17 protein-coding genes are annotated in these 16,165 nt (G+C 69.0%); 7 read left to right on the forward strand and 10 right to left on the reverse strand.

The window, feature by feature from the left end; all coding sequences use genetic code 11:
- Positions 1-16: 16 nt before the first annotated feature.
- Genes ACFYWJ_RS23985 through ACFYWJ_RS24020 form a run of 8 tightly spaced genes read right to left on the reverse strand, consistent with a single transcriptional unit; the run spans position 17 to position 8,556 of the window.
- On the reverse strand, positions 17-1,273 hold the full coding sequence (locus ACFYWJ_RS23985; RefSeq protein WP_355278156.1) for a CaiB/BaiF CoA-transferase family protein: 1,257 nt from the start codon (positions 1,271-1,273) through the stop codon (positions 17-19).
- Positions 1,273-2,037 (reverse strand): SDR family oxidoreductase, encoded by a 765-nt coding sequence (locus ACFYWJ_RS23990; RefSeq protein WP_355278158.1) that lies wholly within the window; start codon positions 2,035-2,037, stop codon positions 1,273-1,275. Before ACFYWJ_RS23990 ends, ACFYWJ_RS23985 begins: the two co-directional genes overlap by 1 nt.
- Complete coding sequence (locus ACFYWJ_RS23995; protein ID WP_355278546.1) at positions 2,037-3,203, reverse strand: acyl-CoA dehydrogenase family protein; 1,167 nt, start codon at positions 3,201-3,203, stop codon at positions 2,037-2,039. The genes ACFYWJ_RS23990 and ACFYWJ_RS23995 overlap by 1 nt, the downstream gene beginning before the upstream one ends.
- A gap of 28 nt (positions 3,204-3,231) precedes the next feature.
- A complete protein-coding gene (locus tag ACFYWJ_RS24000) occupies positions 3,232-3,591 on the reverse strand; it encodes a hypothetical protein (RefSeq protein ID WP_355278159.1) in 360 nt (119 codons plus the stop codon).
- Positions 3,588-4,349, reverse strand: coding sequence for an ABC transporter ATP-binding protein (locus ACFYWJ_RS24005; protein ID WP_355278162.1), 762 nt, complete (start codon positions 4,347-4,349; stop codon positions 3,588-3,590). The genes ACFYWJ_RS24000 and ACFYWJ_RS24005 overlap by 4 nt, the downstream gene beginning before the upstream one ends.
- On the reverse strand, positions 4,346-5,059 hold the full coding sequence (locus ACFYWJ_RS24010; protein WP_355278165.1) for an ABC transporter ATP-binding protein: 714 nt from the start codon (positions 5,057-5,059) through the stop codon (positions 4,346-4,348). Before ACFYWJ_RS24010 ends, ACFYWJ_RS24005 begins: the two co-directional genes overlap by 4 nt.
- Positions 5,037-7,160: an ABC transporter permease gene (locus tag ACFYWJ_RS24015; protein ID WP_355278167.1), complete on the reverse strand. Its 2,124-nt coding sequence runs from the start codon at positions 7,158-7,160 to the stop codon at positions 5,037-5,039. The genes ACFYWJ_RS24010 and ACFYWJ_RS24015 overlap by 23 nt, the downstream gene beginning before the upstream one ends.
- Before the next feature lie 16 nt (positions 7,161-7,176).
- Positions 7,177-8,556, reverse strand: a complete 1,380-nt coding sequence (locus ACFYWJ_RS24020; protein WP_355278170.1) for an ABC transporter substrate-binding protein — start codon at positions 8,554-8,556, stop codon at positions 7,177-7,179.
- A gap of 233 nt (positions 8,557-8,789) precedes the next feature.
- On the opposite strand from ACFYWJ_RS24020, the gene ACFYWJ_RS24025 reads away from it, so the two are divergent.
- The 6 genes from ACFYWJ_RS24025 to ACFYWJ_RS24050 are packed head-to-tail and all read left to right on the forward strand — an operon-like array spanning position 8,790 to position 13,982.
- On the forward strand, positions 8,790-10,055 hold the full coding sequence (locus ACFYWJ_RS24025; protein ID WP_355278173.1) for an aromatic ring-hydroxylating dioxygenase subunit alpha: 1,266 nt from the start codon (positions 8,790-8,792) through the stop codon (positions 10,053-10,055).
- Positions 10,042-10,389 carry a hypothetical protein gene (locus ACFYWJ_RS24030; protein ID WP_355278176.1) on the forward strand — a complete coding sequence of 116 codons (348 nt, stop codon included), beginning with the start codon at positions 10,042-10,044 and terminating at the stop codon, positions 10,387-10,389. The genes ACFYWJ_RS24025 and ACFYWJ_RS24030 overlap by 14 nt, the downstream gene beginning before the upstream one ends.
- Before the next feature lie 3 nt (positions 10,390-10,392).
- Positions 10,393-11,610, forward strand: a complete 1,218-nt coding sequence (locus tag ACFYWJ_RS24035; protein ID WP_355278178.1) for an amidohydrolase family protein — start codon at positions 10,393-10,395, stop codon at positions 11,608-11,610.
- Entirely contained in the window at positions 11,597-12,013 is a 417-nt protein-coding gene (locus ACFYWJ_RS24040; RefSeq protein WP_355278180.1) for a nuclear transport factor 2 family protein, read from the forward strand. The genes ACFYWJ_RS24035 and ACFYWJ_RS24040 overlap by 14 nt, the downstream gene beginning before the upstream one ends.
- Entirely contained in the window at positions 12,010-13,134 is a 1,125-nt protein-coding gene (locus tag ACFYWJ_RS24045; RefSeq protein ID WP_355278182.1) for an acyl-CoA dehydrogenase family protein, read from the forward strand. The genes ACFYWJ_RS24040 and ACFYWJ_RS24045 overlap by 4 nt, the downstream gene beginning before the upstream one ends.
- Positions 13,135-13,136: 2 nt before the next feature.
- The gene (locus ACFYWJ_RS24050) at positions 13,137-13,982 is read left to right on the forward strand and encodes an acyl-CoA dehydrogenase family protein (protein WP_387161838.1); all 846 of its coding nucleotides are present in this window, start codon (positions 13,137-13,139) and stop codon (positions 13,980-13,982) included.
- A 58-nt stretch (positions 13,983-14,040) separates the two neighbouring features.
- Here ACFYWJ_RS24050 and ACFYWJ_RS24055 read toward each other — a convergent pair whose 3' ends face one another.
- Together ACFYWJ_RS24055 and ACFYWJ_RS24060 are read right to left on the reverse strand one after the other, a co-directional pair.
- Positions 14,041-14,529 carry a hypothetical protein gene (locus tag ACFYWJ_RS24055; RefSeq protein WP_355278185.1) on the reverse strand — a complete coding sequence of 163 codons (489 nt, stop codon included), beginning with the start codon at positions 14,527-14,529 and terminating at the stop codon, positions 14,041-14,043.
- Between the two features lie 14 nt (positions 14,530-14,543).
- A complete protein-coding gene (locus ACFYWJ_RS24060; protein ID WP_355278188.1) occupies positions 14,544-15,329 on the reverse strand; it encodes an enoyl-CoA hydratase in 786 nt (261 codons plus the stop codon).
- A gap of 171 nt (positions 15,330-15,500) precedes the next feature.
- Between ACFYWJ_RS24060 and ACFYWJ_RS24065 the strand changes: the two genes are divergently transcribed.
- Positions 15,501-16,154: a TetR/AcrR family transcriptional regulator gene (locus ACFYWJ_RS24065; protein WP_355278190.1), complete on the forward strand. Its 654-nt coding sequence runs from the start codon at positions 15,501-15,503 to the stop codon at positions 16,152-16,154.
- Positions 16,155-16,165 lie beyond the last annotated feature (11 nt).

Genomic DNA, 16,165 nt, shown 5'->3' on the forward strand with positions numbered 1-16,165 from the left:
TTGCCGCGGCCGCCGTTCATGTCACTGCCTCCGTGCGCGGTGCCGGCATGATCACACCGGTGGTGCGCAGATGCTCGATTTCCGTTGCTGTGCAGCCGATGTCGTTCAGAACGCGGTAGGTGTCGGCGCCGAGGGCGGGCACCGGGCCCATGGGTGGGTCGTAGCCTGCGATGATCGCGGGCGGCAGAAGCGACAAGATTGCACCGGCGGGGGTGTCGATCTCGCGCCACCGGTCGCGCTGCGCCAGCTGCGGGTGGGCGAGAACATCACTGGGCCGGTTGTAGCGGGCGTTCCCGATACCGGCGGTGTCTGCGATCCGCTGGATTTCCGCCAGGCTGTGGCGCGAACACCAGGCGGTGATCGCCGCGTCGAGTTCTGCGCGGTGCGCGGTGCGACCGGGGTTGGTGCGGAGTCGGTTGTCGGCAGCCAGATCCGGGCGTTGCAGGATCGTCGTGGCCAGGCGCTGCCATTCGCCGTCGTTGGTGGTGCCCAGGACAACCGTGTGGCCGTCGGCGGTCGGGTAGGCGCCGTACGGGGCGACCGCGGGTGAGCTCATGCCGAGGGGTTCCTGATCGACGCCGGCGTGGCGAGCGTAGGTGAGGTGGTAGCCCATCAGTTCGGCCATGGTGTCGAACAGGCTGATGCCGATGCCCGCGCCGGTCACCGGGAGGTCGATACGCTCGGGCCCGCCGGTGTCACGCCGGTACAGGCACATCATGATCGAGAGCGCCGCGTACAGCCCGGTGGTCGCATCCGCCACGGGTGGACCGGGTTTGGCAGGTTGCCCCGCGGTCCCTGTCACCGCACAGACCCCCGCCTCGGCCTGCACCAGCAGGTCGTAGGCGCGTTTGTGCGACAGCGGCCCGTTGCGGCCGAACCCGTCGATCTCGACCGCGACGAGCGAGGGATACCGGGCGGCGAGGTCCTCCGGCGACAAGCCGAGCCGAGCGGTCGCGCCCGGGGCGAGATTGGAGACCAGCACATCGGCACCGCTCAGCAGCCGATGCAGGATATCCAGCCCTGCAGAGGTTTTCAGATCGAGGGCGATCGACTCCTTGCCCCGGTTCACCCAGACGAAATGCGCGGCCTGCCCGAGCACCACATCGTCGTAGTGCCGGGCGAAATCACCGCCCACCGGGTTCTCGACCTTGATTACCCGGGCACCGAAATCGGCCAGCACCCGCGTGCACATGGGCGCCGAGACGGCCTGCTCCAGCGCGATCACAGTGATCCCGGCCAGCGGCGCGGGCGCGGGTGAGTCCACCGGCGTCATCAGATCACCGTGCCGCCGTCCACCGGCAGCACCTGCCCGGTGACGAAGGAGGCGGCGTCAGAGGCCAGGAACACGAATGCGCCGGCCACCTCCTCCGGTTCGGCCCAGCGGCGCAACAGGATCCGGTCCAGCATCTGCGGCGCGAACCGGTCGTCGGTGCGGATGGCGTGCGTCATCGTGGTCGCGGCCAGCGGGGCCACCGCGTTGACCAGGATCTGCTTGCGCGCCAGCTCTTTCGCCATCGACTTGGTGATGCCGATGACCGCGGCTTTGGCCGCGGAGTAGTTCACCTGGCCGAGCGTGCCGACGATCCCGGCCGCGGAGGTGACATTGATGATCCGCCCGGTGCCGTCGGTGGGCAGGTACTCCAGTGCCGCTTGGACACACTGGATGGCCCCGAGCGCGTGGATGTCGAACAGGCGCCGTACCGACTCCCCGGTGGTCTTGTTCAGCATCGCCGGTGCGGTCACCCCGGCATTGTTGACCAGGATGTGCAGCGCGCCACCGGCCAGGGCGGCCGCCCGCTCGGCGGCGTCGGCCGCCGCGTCGGCGTCGGTGACGTCGAAGGCGAAACTCGCGGCGGTGCCGCCGTTTCCGGTGATCTTCTCCGCGACGGCGGCCGCGGCCGCACCGTCCAGATCGGTCACCAGCACCGCGGCGCCCGCCGTGGCGAGGGCCTGGGCGACGGCCGCGCCGATGCCACCCGCCGCCCCGGTCACCAGCGCGGAACGGCCGGTGAGGTCGAACAGTGTCTGCGGTGCCATCAGTAGCTCCTCGGCAGTCCCAGGGCGTGTGTGCCCAGAAAGTTCAAGATCATTTCCTGGCTGACCGGCGCGATCCGCATCACCCGTGACTCCCGGAAGTAGCGTGAGACGTGGTACTCCTCCGCGTACCCCATCCCGCCGTGGGTCTGCAGGGCGCGATCGGCCGCGGTGAAGCCGGCGTCGGCGCACAGGTACTTGGCCGTGTTCGCCTCGCGCCCACAGGATTTCCCGTTGTCGTAGCGCCAGGTCGCCTTGCGCAGGACCAGCTCGGCCGCGTCGAGACGGGCCAGCGAGTCGGCCAGGGGGAACTGGATGCCCTGATTGCTGCCGATCGGGCGGTCGAAGACGACGCGCTCCTTGGCGTAGCGCACCGCCCGGTCCAGGGCCGCCCGGCCCAGGCCCAGCGCCTCGGCCGCGATCAGCATGCGTTCGGGGTTGAGACCGTCGAGCAGGTAGCGGAAGCCCTGCCCCTCCTCGCCGACCCGGTCCTCGACCGGCACCCGCAGATCGTCGATGAACAGCTCGTTCGAGCTCACCGCGTTGCGGCCCATCTTGGCGATCGGGCGGATGTCGACGTGGGCGCGGTCCAGGTCCGTCAGGAACAGGGTCATGCCGTCGGTCTTCTTCTCGACCTCGTCGTAGGGCGTGGTCCGGGTCAGCAGCAGGATCTTCTCCGACTCGAGCGCCTTGGAGATCCACACCTTGCGCCCGTTCACCACGTAGTGGTCGCCGTCGCGGCGGGCCGAGGTGGTGATGCGCGGAGTGTCCAGTCCCGCACCGGGTTCGGTGACGCCGAAGCACACGTGCAGGTCACCGGCGGCGATCCGCGGCAGGGTGCGCTGCTTGAGTTCCTCGGAGCCGTGCACCACCACCGGCTGCATCCCGAAGATGGACATGTGGATCGAGCTCGCGGCGTTCATCCCGCCGCCGGAGCGCGACACCTCCTCGGCCAGCAGGGTGGCCTCGGTGATGCCGAGGCCGTGCCCGCCGTATTCCTCGGGAATGGTGATGCCGAGCCAGCCGCCGCTCGCGATCGCCCGGTAGAACTCGGTGGGGAATTCGTGGTCCCGGTCGTGTTCCAGCCAGTATTGGTCGTCGAACTTGCGGCACAGCTGGGCGACCGAGGAACGGATCAGCTCCTGGTCCTCGGACAGGTCGAAATGCATACCTTCGGGCATCGTGCGGTCCCCCTCCTCAGTCGGCCGATCCGGACGCCACCGGCTCCCGAATCGTCCGTGCGGCGAGTCCGTCCAGTTCGTAGGCTTGGCGGGCCAGCCAGAACCGCAGGAAGTCGGTCAGCGAATAGCGCAGGAACACCGCGGCGCCGCTGACGGCGGCGGCCACGCCACCCAGCGCGAGCACGATCGCGTCTCGCTGGGCCAGTGGGTCGGTGGTGCCGTGTGACATCAGGTAGGCCAGCGCGGCGAGCACGGGCCCGGCCACCATGAGCACCACACCGGTGCGCAGCCACAGTCCGGAACGGCCTGCCGACGGGTCGGGAATCTTGAGTTCTCGCAGGTCTCGGGCGAAACGGTCCGCGCGGGATTCGGTCATGATGGGTCACTTCCTAGATAGAGGGCGGCCAATTCGTTGCGGAGTCCGCTGTCCGGATGTCCTTGGCGCACGATGCGTCCGCGCACCAGGACGGCCGCGTGATCGGCGATGTCGAGGACGGCGGCGGCGAATTGCTCGACCACGAGCACCGCCACCCCCTGGCGGGCGATCTCGGCGACCTGCTCGTAGAGCCGCTCGACCACCAGCGGCGCCAGGCCCATGGACAATTCGTCGAGCAGCAGCACCGCCGGGTCGGTGGCCAGTCCCCTGGCCAGCGCCAGCATCTGCTGTTCGCCGCCGGACATGGTGCCTGCCACCTGGCCCGCCCTGGTGCGCAGGATCGGGAACCGGTCGAAGGCGATCTCCTCGATCTGTGCGCGGGTACGACCCGTGCAGGTCATCATCCACAGGTTCTCGCGCACAGTGAGATTGGGGAACACGCCGCGGCCTTCCGGGATCAGGCAGACCCCGGCGCGGGCCAGATCGCGGGCCGTCGCGCCGCTGACGTCGCGCCCGCCCAGCTCCAGACCACCTGCCGTCACCGGGTGGGTTCCGGCCACCACGTTCAGTGCCGTCGTCTTGCCCGCGCCGTTGGGCCCGAGCAGCGCGACGACCCGGCCTGCCGCGACCTCGAGATCCACGCCGTGCAGCACGGTGATGGCGCCGTAGGCGGCGCGCACACCCCGCAATGCCAGCAGGGGCGCCGAGTCGGTGGTCTCGGCCGGGACCACCGCGGTGGCCGGCCGCACGGTGGTCACAGGTCCCCCAGGTAGGCGGCCAGGACGGCCTCGTCCGCACGGATCGTCGCGGGCGGCCCGGAGGCGATCACCCGGCCGAGGTCGAGGACGTAGACCGCGTCACACACGTTCATCACCAGGCCCATGTCATGTTCCACCAGCAGCACCGCCGCGCCCTCGTGCGCGAGGGCGCGCAGCAGTTCCCCGAAGCGCTCGGTTTCGGTGTGGTCCTGGCCCGCGGCGGGTTCGTCGAGCAGGATCACGCTCGGCCGGGCCGCGACCGCCCGGCCGACTTCGACCAGTCGTCCGGTGCCGGTGGGCAATTCGTCGGCGCAGGCGTCGGCGACCGCGGCCAGGCCGAACCGGTCGATGATGTCGTCGACGACCTGTCCGGCCCGGCGCCGGTCCGGCCCGAGTTCGGCGGCGACCAGGAGGTTGTCGCGCACGCTGAGCCGGCCGAACAGTTCGAGCCGCTGGAAGGTGCGCGCCATGCCGTGCCTGGCCCGGCGGGCGGGTCCGGCACGGGTGATGTCGCGACCGCCGAGGCGCACCCGTCCGCGCACCGGGGTACGCAGCCCGCAGATCACGTCGAACAGGGTGCTCTTGCCCGCACCGTTGGGGCCGATCAAGCCGGTGATCGCGCCGGCCTCGGCGCGCAGGGTGGCGGCGTCCAACGCCCGGTTTCCGCCGAACACGACGGTGACATCGTCAACTTCCAGTAGTGACGGCACGGTCGAGCACCTCCTCGTCCTCGGGTGTCCAGGGCCGCCGGATGCCCCACCATTCGACCGGCACCACCGACGGATCGGCCGCGGGGCGATCGCGCACCGAGTTCCAGATCCGCGCCGTCACGATGGCGACGACGGCACCGCCGGTGAAGGCCCAGCCGTCGATCGCCTCGAGCAGCCGCAGGCCCCACAGCCCGAGGACGACGAGCACCAGCAGTGGAGCCACCACCCGGTCGCGCAGCATCGGGAACCACTCCCGGCGCAGCGGAGCGATCGCGCCGTCCTTCAGCACGCCGCCACCGAAGAGGATGCCGGCCACCGACGGCAGCACCTGCGAGAGATTCAGCAGCCCGGGCCACAACACCGGAATCACGTTCAGCGGACCCGCGAACACCAGACCGGTGAACATGCCCGCTCCGACGGCGCCGAGACCGGCGATGGTGACGATCAGGAAGATCGGCAGCCCGGCCACCAGGTTGAACTGGTCCGGCGCCACGGCCCGCACCTGCATTCCGTACAGCGCGCCGCCCAGGCCGGCCAGCGCCGCCGAGAGCGCGAACACCGCCACCCGCGCCAGCAGCAGGCTGCCGCCCAGGGTCGCGTAGGCGGCCTCGCTGTCGCGCAGGGCGATCAGCCGCCTGCCGAACCGGCTGCGCCGCAACAGCGCGACGCCGAGACCCGCCAGGGCGAGGCAGACCGCGGCGAACACGGTGATCCCTCCCGTGGTCTCCACCTTCAGCCCGAACAGGTCCGGCCCGGCGATCGACACCGAGCCCTGATCGAACAGCGCGATCCGCACCCCGAAGACCTCGAAGGCGGGCAGCGTGAAGATCCAGCGGTCGAGCACGACCGCGAAGGCCGCGGTGGCCAGCGCCAGGTAGACACCTGAAAGCCGCAGTGCCGGAATCGCGATCACCGCGCCGACCAGTCCCGCGATACCCATGGCCGCGAGCAGTGCCCACCACTGACCGTCCGGTCCCAGATGCCCGTAGGCCACCGCGCCGATACCGGCCAGACCGAGCTGGCACAGCGAGATCTGCCCCGCGAACCCGAGCAGCGGCACATACGACAGCGCGATGACGCCCCAGGCGAACATGGCGCCGTAGGTGATCAGATCCGGCTCACTGAGCATCGTCGCCAGCATCAGCCCCAGCGTGACGATCACCGCCGCGAAGACGGCCGATCCGCCGAGGGTGGGCAGCGGCACCGCGCCCACCCGCCGGTCGCGCCCGCGTAACCGGCCGTGCGGGAACAACAACAGCGCGACGAACAGCAACAGCGCGGGCGCGGCGAGCCGCAGCCCCGGCAGGTATTCGTTCTGCGGCAGGTACCCGGTCAGGTAGCTCTCCAGCAGACCGACGACCACCGCGCCGGCGAACACCATCGGCAGATTGCGCAGCCGCCCGAAAATGGCCGCGGTGTAGGCACTCACGATCAACAGCGACAGTTGCGCCGCGTCCAGCGTGACCATCGGCGCGATCAGGATGCCGCCGATCGCGGCCAGCTCGATGCCGAGGATCCAGGCGATCCGGTTGGCCCGCTGCGGGTCGGCGCCGGTGAGCCCCACCAGGGCGCGGTCATCGACCGTGGCCCGCATTTCCACCCCGGTTCGGGTGCGGTACAGCAGGATCCGCAGCGCGATCGCCACCGCGATCGCGACCGCGATGGTCAGGGCCTGGTGCCAGGTCAACGTCACCACGCCCAGATCGAGCGACGGCTGGTCGGGGAAGAAGCGCGGCAGCGACCGCGATTCGTTCGGATTCCAGATCCAGCGCGCCAGCACGATCAACCCGCTGAGCAGCGCGATGGTCATCACCAATTTCTCGGCGTCGCCCAAACCCTGGGTGGGAGCTAGGGTCCGGCCGAAGAACAGACCTAAGGCCGGGGCGAAGACGAGCAGCACCGCGGCCAGCGCGAGCGGAACCGGCCAGCCCCAGCCCACCGACAACTGCCAGTAGACGAAGGCCGAGACCATGCCCGCGGCACCGTGCGCGAAGTTGAACACCCCGGTGGTGGTGTAGGTGAGTACCAGGCCACTGCCGATCACGGCGTAGATCGCGGCGGTACTCAGGCCGACGATGCCGAAGGCGAGGAATTGCTCCATCAGCGGACGCGCTCCGTCACTTCAGATCCGCGAGACTCTTGTTCACCGAGGCCAGGGTCATCGGCTGACCGAAGTCCGCCTTGTACCGGTACGGGGTGAAGCCGCAGCGGTAGAGCCCGTCGGTGTTCGGCGAGAACTGCGCGGACTTCCATCCGTCCGGACCGGCCTGCTGCACGTTGAAGCAGCGGGTCTGGTCGGCCAGCGGCTTGGACAGGTCGACCGGTGCCTGCAAACCGCCTGCGGTCCAGGCCGTCTCCTTCGCCGCGGTCTTGTAGACGCAGGCGCGGGTCAGATCGGCACCACAGGCGGTGGCCGACTTCGCGAACAACAGCCAGGACTGGAAGGCGCGCAGCACCTGGAAGGTGATGGCGCTGCCCGGGGCATACTGCTGGAAGAGGTCCTTCACCTGGTGCACCGCGGGCACCCGGTCGGCCGCGTCCAGCGGTGCGGTGCCGCTCATGTCGAGCACGTTGTTCTGCTGTCCGAGTGAGCTCTTCGCCGAGTCCAGGAACACCTGGTTGTAGGAGTTGGCATTGGCGTCGATCCAGTCCAGCTTGTAGTTCATGCTGGTCAGCACGTCCTGGAGCTTCGCCAGGTAGCGGAAGTCACCGTAGAAGATCAGGCCTTTCACCCCGGCGGCCTTGATGGCCTGGGCGTAGGGCGTCCAGTCCGAGACACCCGAGATCGGGTACAGGTCGCTGTAGGCGATCTTCGCCCCGGCGGCAGTGAGCGACTCGGTGAGCTTGTCGCCCATGACCTTGGTGATCGGCGAGTCGCCGTTGATCATGCCGATGGAGCTCTTGGACCCGGGGAAGGCCTCGTTGATCAGCCAATCCTGGAATCCCGTATAGGGATTCACGTTCTCCGACATCGACGAGCCCGCGCCCAGCTGCAGGTCCGAGCCGGTGTTGGCGGTCTGGGAGACCTGCGCCGGGAACTCCGGCAGCAGACATTCGAGCCGGTCCTTGACGCCGAGACCGTCGAGCGCGGCGCTGCCGCCGACCAGGACGAAGTCCTCCCGGCAGGCCTCGAGCATGCGCTGGCGAACCTCCATCAGTTTGGTGTCGCGCAGGTTGGTGACGATCTTGCGGCCGTTGATTCCACCCGCCGCGTTGCACCACGACGTGAAAACCTTGGCCGCGTCGACGAAGTCGGGATTCTTGGTGAAGCCGATGTCGGAGAAGACACCGACCTCGATCTCGGTCGCCGTCACGCCCTGGGCCTGCGCGCTGCCCGGCGTGCCCGGCGTGCAGACATCGCTGAGCGTGCCGAAGTCGCCTGACGCGGCAGCCGCCGGACCGCTCGCACCGTCTTCGCGCGCTCCGCTCTCCCGGCCGCACCCTGCCACCAGGAGAGCGACCGCCATCAGGGCGATGACTGTTCGCTGTGGTTTCACCGTGTTCCTCCTCCGTGAGCAGCGGCGGCATGGCGCCCGCTGCAACGGAAACTATCTTCTCAGAATCGGATAATCAATATCGAGTTTCCGGAGAGTATGAATCTTCCAGGTCGGCCGGGGCGGCCGACTCGACGCTCGCACCGGGCGGCCGAAGTCGCGTTTGACAGCGCCCGACCTGCATGGAAATCTGGTAGTCAGTTTTGGAGAATCATATTCTCACGAGAGGGAGTCCCTTGGCACACTTCACCAAGCCGGCGGCAGGGAGCTGGACGCAGAACTATCCCGAGCTGGGCACCGCCCCGGTGGACTACACGGATTCGATCGACCCCGCCTTCTACGAGGACGAGCGCCAGGCGATCTTCCGCAGGACCTGGCTCAATGTCGGCCGGGTGAACAAGCTGCCCAAGGTCGGCAGTTACTTCACCAAAGAGCTCGCCTGCGTCGGCACTTCGCTGATCATCGTCAAGGACAAGGAAGGCGTGGTCCGCGCCTTCCACAACATCTGCCGTCACCGCGGCAACAAGCTGGTCTGGGACGACTACCCCAACGAGGAGACCGCCGGTACCTGCCGGCAGTTCACCTGCAAGTACCACGCCTGGCGGTACGGCCTCGACGGCGAGCTGACCTTCGTCCAGCAGGAAGGCGAGTTCTTCGACCTGGACAAGAGCGAGTTCGGGCTCAAGCCGGTGCGCTGCGAGATCTGGGAAGGCTTCGTCTTCGTCAACCTCGACGAGACCGCGGCGCCGCTGACCGAGTACCTGGGCCCGATGATGAAGGGCCTGGAAGGCTATCCGTTCGCGGAGATGAGCGAGGTCTACAGCTACAAGGCCGAGATCGGCTCGAACTGGAAGCTGTTCATCGACGCCTTCGCCGAGTTCTACCACGCGCCGGTACTGCACCAGAAGCAGGCGGTCAAGGACGAGGCCGACAAGCTCATCGGCACCGGCTTCGAGGCACTGCACTACGAGATCGACGCGCCGCACTCGATGGTGTCCTCCTGGGGCGGCATGGCGCCGCCGAAGGACCCGATGATGGTCAAGCCCCTCGAGCGCGAACTGCGCAGCGGTCTGTTCGGGCCGTGGGACCGGCCCGACATCGATGGCCTCGATCCGCTGCCGCCCGGCCTCAACCCGGCAGGCCACAAAGCCTGGGGCGTGGACGAATTCGAGATCTTCCCGAACTTCTCCCTGCTGTTCTGGGCGCCGGGCTGGTTCCTGACCTACCACTACTGGCCGACCGCGGTGGACCGCCACATCTTCGAGGCGAACCTGTACTTCGTGCCCGCGAAGAACGCGCGCGAGCGCCTCGCCCAGGAGCTGGCCGCGGTCACCTTCAAGGAGTACGCGCTGCAGGACGCGAACACCCTCGAGGCCACCCAGACCATGATCGCCACCCGCGAGGTCACCGACTTCCCGCTCAACGATCAGGAGATCCTGCTCCGCCACCTGCACACCACCGCCCAGAAGATCGTCAAGGAGTACCGCGATGGCAAGCACTGATTCGACCAAGGCGCTGCCCGCCGAGTTCGCCGACCTGGAGCGCTTCGGCGACTGGATCCTGGCGACCGAACCCGAGCGCTACGCCAAGCGGCTGGCCTCGTCGATGGACCAGATGCAGGAACTCTACGACGCGGTGTTCCCGCGCATGCAGCCCGCGCTGGACTTCATCGACGGCAAGTACGAGTGGAACGATCTGCCGGAGGAGGGCCGCCACCTGTTCCATCTGCTGCAGTCGCTGGTGATGGTGTCGTTCCCGATCGAGGTCTGGAAGCAGGCGCGGGTGCCCGATTCGGGTGCGGCCTACCTGGATGTCGTGCGCGAACCGGTGGTGTAGCCGATGACGACGCGCACGCTGCGAGCGGCCGGTCTCCTCGATGTCGACACCGGCGAGATCGTCCGGCCGGGCATCCTGCGGGTCGAGGACGACCGGATCACCGGTGTCGGCGGTGATGTCGAGGGCGAGGTCGTCGAACTCGGCGACCTCGTCCTGCTGCCCGGACTGATGGACATGGAAGTCAATCTGCTGATGGGCGGGCGCGGGGAGACCGGGCTCGCCTCCAGCGTGAAAGACGATCCGGCCCTGCGGGTGTTGCGTGCGGTGGGCAATGCCCGCCGCACTCTTCGGGCCGGGTTCACCACCGTCCGTAACCTCGGCCTGTTCGTCAAGACCGGCGGGTATCTGCTCGATGTCGCGCTGGGCAAGGCGATCGATGAGGGCTGGATCGAGGGACCCCGCATCGTGCCTGCGGGCCATGCGATCACCCCGACCGGCGGACACCTCGACCCGACCATGTTCGCGGCCTTCGCCCCCGACGTGCTGCAGCTGACGATCGAGGAAGGGATCGCCAACGGCGTCGACGAGGTCCGTAAGGCGGTGCGCTACCAGATCAAGCACGGCGCGCAGCTGATCAAGATCTGTGTCTCCGGCGGCGTCATGTCGCTCACCGGAGCGCCCGGCGCACAACACTATTCGGACGAGGAACTGCGCGCGATCGTGGACGAGGCCCATCGTCGCGGACTGCGGGTCGCCGCGCACACGCACGGCGCCGACGCGGTCAAGCACGCGGTGGCCGCCGGGATCGACTGCATCGAGCACGGCTTCCTCATCGACGACGAGACCATCGCGCTGATGGTCGAGCACGGCACCTGGCTGGTACCCACCACCCGGCTGGCCGACGCCATGGACGTCTCCAAGGCCGATCCGGCCTTGCAGGCCAAGGCCGCCGAGATGTTCCCCAAGGCCCGCACCTCGGTGCTGGCCGCCTACCGGGCCGGCGTCCGGATCGCGGTGGGCACCGACGCGCCCGCGATTCCGCACGGCCGCAACGCCGACGAACTCGTCGCCCTGGTCGAGCGGGGCCTGGCACCGATCGACGTGGTCCGCGCGGCCACCGTGCGGGCCGCGGAGCTGATCGGCGTCACCGACCGCGGACGGCTGGCGCCGGGGCTGCTGGCCGATGTCATCGCCGTCCCCGGTGATCCCCTGGCGGACATCACCTGCACCAGGGACGTGCGATTTGTGATGAAAGGCGGAAGAATTCATGTCCAGAAGTGACGACCTGCTCGAGATCCAGCAGGTGCTCGCCCGCTACGCGGTGACCATCACGCAGGGCGACATCGACGGGCTGCTCGCGGTGTTCACCCCCGACGGCACCTACAGCGCCTTCGGCGACACCTACACCCTCGACCTGTTCCCCGACCTCGTCGCCGCCGCACCGAAAGGGCTGTTCCTCACCGGGACACCGGCGCTGGAGATCGACGGTGACAAGGCGACCGGCACGCAGCCGCTGTGCTTCGTCGACCACAGCACCCACGACCTGCGCATCGGCTACTACACCGACACGCTCGTACGCACCGACGACGGCTGGCGGCTGCGAACCCGGCGTATGACGTTCATCCGCCGCAACGGCGACCATGATTCCGGGATCCCGCACGCGTTCGAGCGATCCCGGCCATGACGGTCGACACCGGTCCGCAAGCGCCTGTCCTGCACGAGATCTCCGAGTTCCGCAACCGGCTGCGCGGGTGGCTCGACGCCAACGACCTGGCGCCCGCGCCCGACGAATCCCTGGACGGCCACGTCGCCCAGCTACTGCGGGTGCGGCGGGCGCTGTTCGACGCGGGTTGGATGCGTTACGGCTGGCCCGCCGAGGTCGGCGGTCTCGGCGGACCCGCCGCGCTGCGCGCGGTCCTGGGTGAGGAGGTCGCGACCCGCGACCTGGCCGAGCCGGGTATCTGGTCGATGATCGAGGTCCTGGCGCCGACGATGATCTCCTACGCGCCGCCCGCGCTGGCCGCGCGGATGGTGCCGCTGCTCCTGTCCGGCCGCGAACAGTGGTGCCAGGGGTTCTCCGAGCCCGGCTCCGGCAGCGATCTCGCCTCGCTCAGCACCACGGCGACACCACGCGGCCGGGACTGGGTGATCTCCGGCCAGAAGGTGTGGACCAGTCTCGCGCAGTACGCGGCCCGCTGCGTGCTGCTCACCCGGACCGGGCCGGGCCACGACGGGATCACCGCGTTCTTCGTCGACATGGACACACCGGGAATCACGGTGCGCCCCTTGCGGACCATGCACGGCGTCGACGAGTTCGCCGAGGTGTTCTTCGACGATGTGGTGGTTCCCGGCGATCGGATGCTGGGCGCGCCCGGCGACGGCTGGCGGATCGCGATGGATCTGCTGCCACACGAACGATCCACCTGCTTCTGGCACCGGATCGCCTACCTGTTCACCCGCCTCGACCGGGTCATCGGGCAGGTCGGCGACCAGGACGACGACGCGCTCGGCGCCGCCTACCTCGCCCTGCACACCGCGCGCTGCCGGTCGCTGGGCACCCAGCGCCGCCTCGCCGAGGGCGCCCAGCTCGGCCCGGAGACCTCGATCGACAAGGTGCTGCTCGCCGGCGCCGAACAGCAACTGTTCGACCTCGCGCGCGATCTCCTGCCGGGTGCGGTCGAGCTCGACGACGGCCCGTGGCGCACCGAGTTCCTCTACTCCCGGGCGGCGACGATCTACGGCGGCACCGCCGAGATCCAGCGCAACATCATCGCCCGCAGGCTCCTCGATCTCGGGAAGGAATGATCATGCCCGAACGTCCAGGGCTCGACCCGGACGAGCGCGCCCTGCTGAACGGCTCGCTCCGCCACGCCATGTCCGGCCGCACCGGCCACGCGCTGGACACCGCGCTGGCCGAGCTCGGCTGGCCTGAGATCCACACGGCAGCACCGGAACTCACCGGTCCGGTCGTGTTCCGGCTGCTCGGTGAGACCGGCGCGCACGCGCCACTGGTCCTCGACGTACTGGCCGCCGCCGGGACGGACACCACGGTCCTGCCCTTCGCGGGCGGGCGCTGGGTGCGGTGGGACCGCCCCGACCCTGATCGGCCCGCACGACAGGGTGATTCGATCGACGGCGAGCTCCCGCTGTACCGCGCCGCGGCGGGCATCGCGCCGGCCGCGCGCCCGCTCGCCGAGGGCAGGCGCGTGCTTGGCTGGTGGCTGCTGGGCACCGGGCACGCCATGCTGACGCTGGCCCGCACGCACGCACTGGACCGGGCTCAGTTCGGCCGCCCACTCGCCGCGTTCCAGGCGGTGCGGCATCGCCTCGCCGAGACCCTGGTGGCGCTCGACGGCGCCGAGGCGGCACTGACCGTCGCCGACGAGGCCGCCCTCGACCCCACCCGCGCCGAGCACCACGCCCCTGCCGCCCTGCTGGCCAAAGCGGCGGCCGGACAGGCCGCCCGCACCGCGGCCCGGCACTGCCAGCAGGTGCTGGGCGGCATCGGTTTCACCGCCGAACACGCGCTGCACCGCCATGTCCGGCGGTCCCTGGTCCTGGACGGCCTGCTCGGGAGCGCGCGGGAACTCACCAGGGAGGCGGGCGCGACGATCCGGCTGTCGGGCACGGCCACCCGGTTCGCCGAGCTCTGACCCGCCGCACACACGACGATCGCCCGGTACCGCTGCGGTACCGGGCGATCGCGCGCGCTCAGCAGGCCGTCGAGGTCCCGCCCTGGATGGCCAGCAGCGCGCAGAACGTGGTCGCGGCGACCTTCCAGCTCTCGCCCTGCTTCACCGCCTGCCCGGTCTGATCCGGCAGCACCGGGTTGCCGCCCATCAGCAGCGTGTAGCCGACGTCGGCGGTGTCGGCACCGGTGACCTTCACCGTCGACACGGTGACCGAGGTACCCGAGGACTGCGGATTCTGGGCCTGGGCCTGCAGGATCGCCAGGAAGGCATCGCCGCTCTGCACCAGCGCGGCCCGCTCGGTCGCCGGCTTGGAGCCGTCGAAGAAGGTCGTGTAAGCCTGGGTGATGGCCTGCGTAGTGGCGGCGTCGGCGGTCGCCGGGGCGGCGCTGCTGGTCGCGGCGGCGGACGGTGCCGCGTCGGCCTCGTCGTCGGAGCCACAGCCGGTCAGCGCCGTGGCCAGGACGAGACCGCAACAGGCCGCAGTGGTGCGGAACAGGGATGTGCGCATGAAACTTCCTTGTCTCACTTGATGTTCGCTTTCATTTCGTCCATGTCGATCAGGATCGGATATCCGTTGACGCTCAACGCGTTTCCGTGTCCCGTCTGATGGATGTCGAAGACCGACTGGATAGCCGCGTAGAAGCCCTGCACATCCAGGGTCTGATTGACCGCCCGCTTGGCCTGCCGCAGACCGAACGCCGGCATGGCCGCGATCCGGGCGGCCAGCTGCCGGGTGTGCTCGTCGAGATCGGCGCGCGGGACGACCACGTTCACCATGCCGACCCGCTCGGCCTCCTCGGCCGTCACCGGTCGCCCGGTGAACAGGATCTCCTTGGCCTTGCGCGCACCGAGTTCCCAGGTGTGGCCGTGGTATTCGACGCCACCGATGCCCATCAGGACCACCGGATCGGAGAAGAGGGCGTCCTCGGCGGCGACGATCAGATCGCACGGCCAGCACAGCAGCAGCCCGCCCGCGATACACCGGCCCTGCACCGCCGCGACGGACGGCTTGGGCACATTGCGCCACCGCAGCGAATACTCCAGGTAGCGGCGCGATTCCAGCTCGTAGATCCGGTCCAGGGTGATCGAGCTCGGATCGGGCCACGACCTGTCCTTCAGGTCGTGGCCGGCCGAGAAGTGCTTGCCCTCGGCCCTGAGCACGATGACCGCGACGTCGGCCGATCCGGCGGCGCGCATCCAGGCGGCGTCCAGCTCGTCGAGCAGCTCACCGTTCTGGGCATTGGCGGCGTCCGGCCGGTCGAGGGTGATCGTCGCGATGCGATCGGCGACTTCGTAGCGGATGTACAAATCGATGCTCCTTGCCGGGCGGGATGCGATCTTACGAGAATAACATTCTCATGATTGGAAGTAACAGTCTCTCGAATGTTGCGACATGCCGCACATGGCTACACAGTTAAACGGGGTTCTCCGGTACAGTGCATTCATGTTCTCTTCGCATGACCGGGGATCGAGGTGCCCGTGACCAGCCCGAGCGAGAAGCCGGCCTGGAAACAGCGCGCGGTCGAACGATCGCTACGCACGGCGACACTGCGCGCCGAGGAGCGGGTACAGCGGTTCCTCGACGCCGCGCAGGCCATCATCACGGAAAAGGGCAGTACCGACTTCACCGTGCAGGAGGTCGTCGACCGCTCCCGCCAGTCGCTGCGCAGCTTCTATCTGCAGTTCGACGGCAAGCACGAGCTGCTGCTCGCCCTGTTCGAGGACGCGCTGGCACGCACGTCCGAGCAGCTGCGCGCGGCCGCCGACGGGCAGACCGACCCGATGGACAAGCTCCAGGTCACCGTCGAATTGCTGTTCGAGCTGTGCCGTCCCGATCCCGCGGCCCAGCGCCCGCTGTTCACCGATTTCGCGCCGCAACTGCTCGTGTCCCACCCCGGGCACGTCAAGGTCGCGCACGCGCCGGTGCTGGCCCTGTTCACCGAGCTGATGGACCTCGCCAAGGAAGCGGGCGAGATCACCGCCGACATGAACACCCGCCGTGCCGCGGCCATGGTGATGCAGACCGTCATGTTCACCGCGCAGTCCACCGGCGCGGTCGACGAGGAGACCCAGCATCCGATCACGGCCACCGAGGTCTGGAACTTCTGCGCGCACGGGTTCGCCCGCGCCTGAGTCTCCGGCCC

Origin of the sequence: Nocardia sp. NPDC003269, assembly GCF_042888005.1 — a bacterium.
GTDB lineage: Bacteria > Actinomycetota > Actinomycetes > Mycobacteriales > Mycobacteriaceae > Nocardia.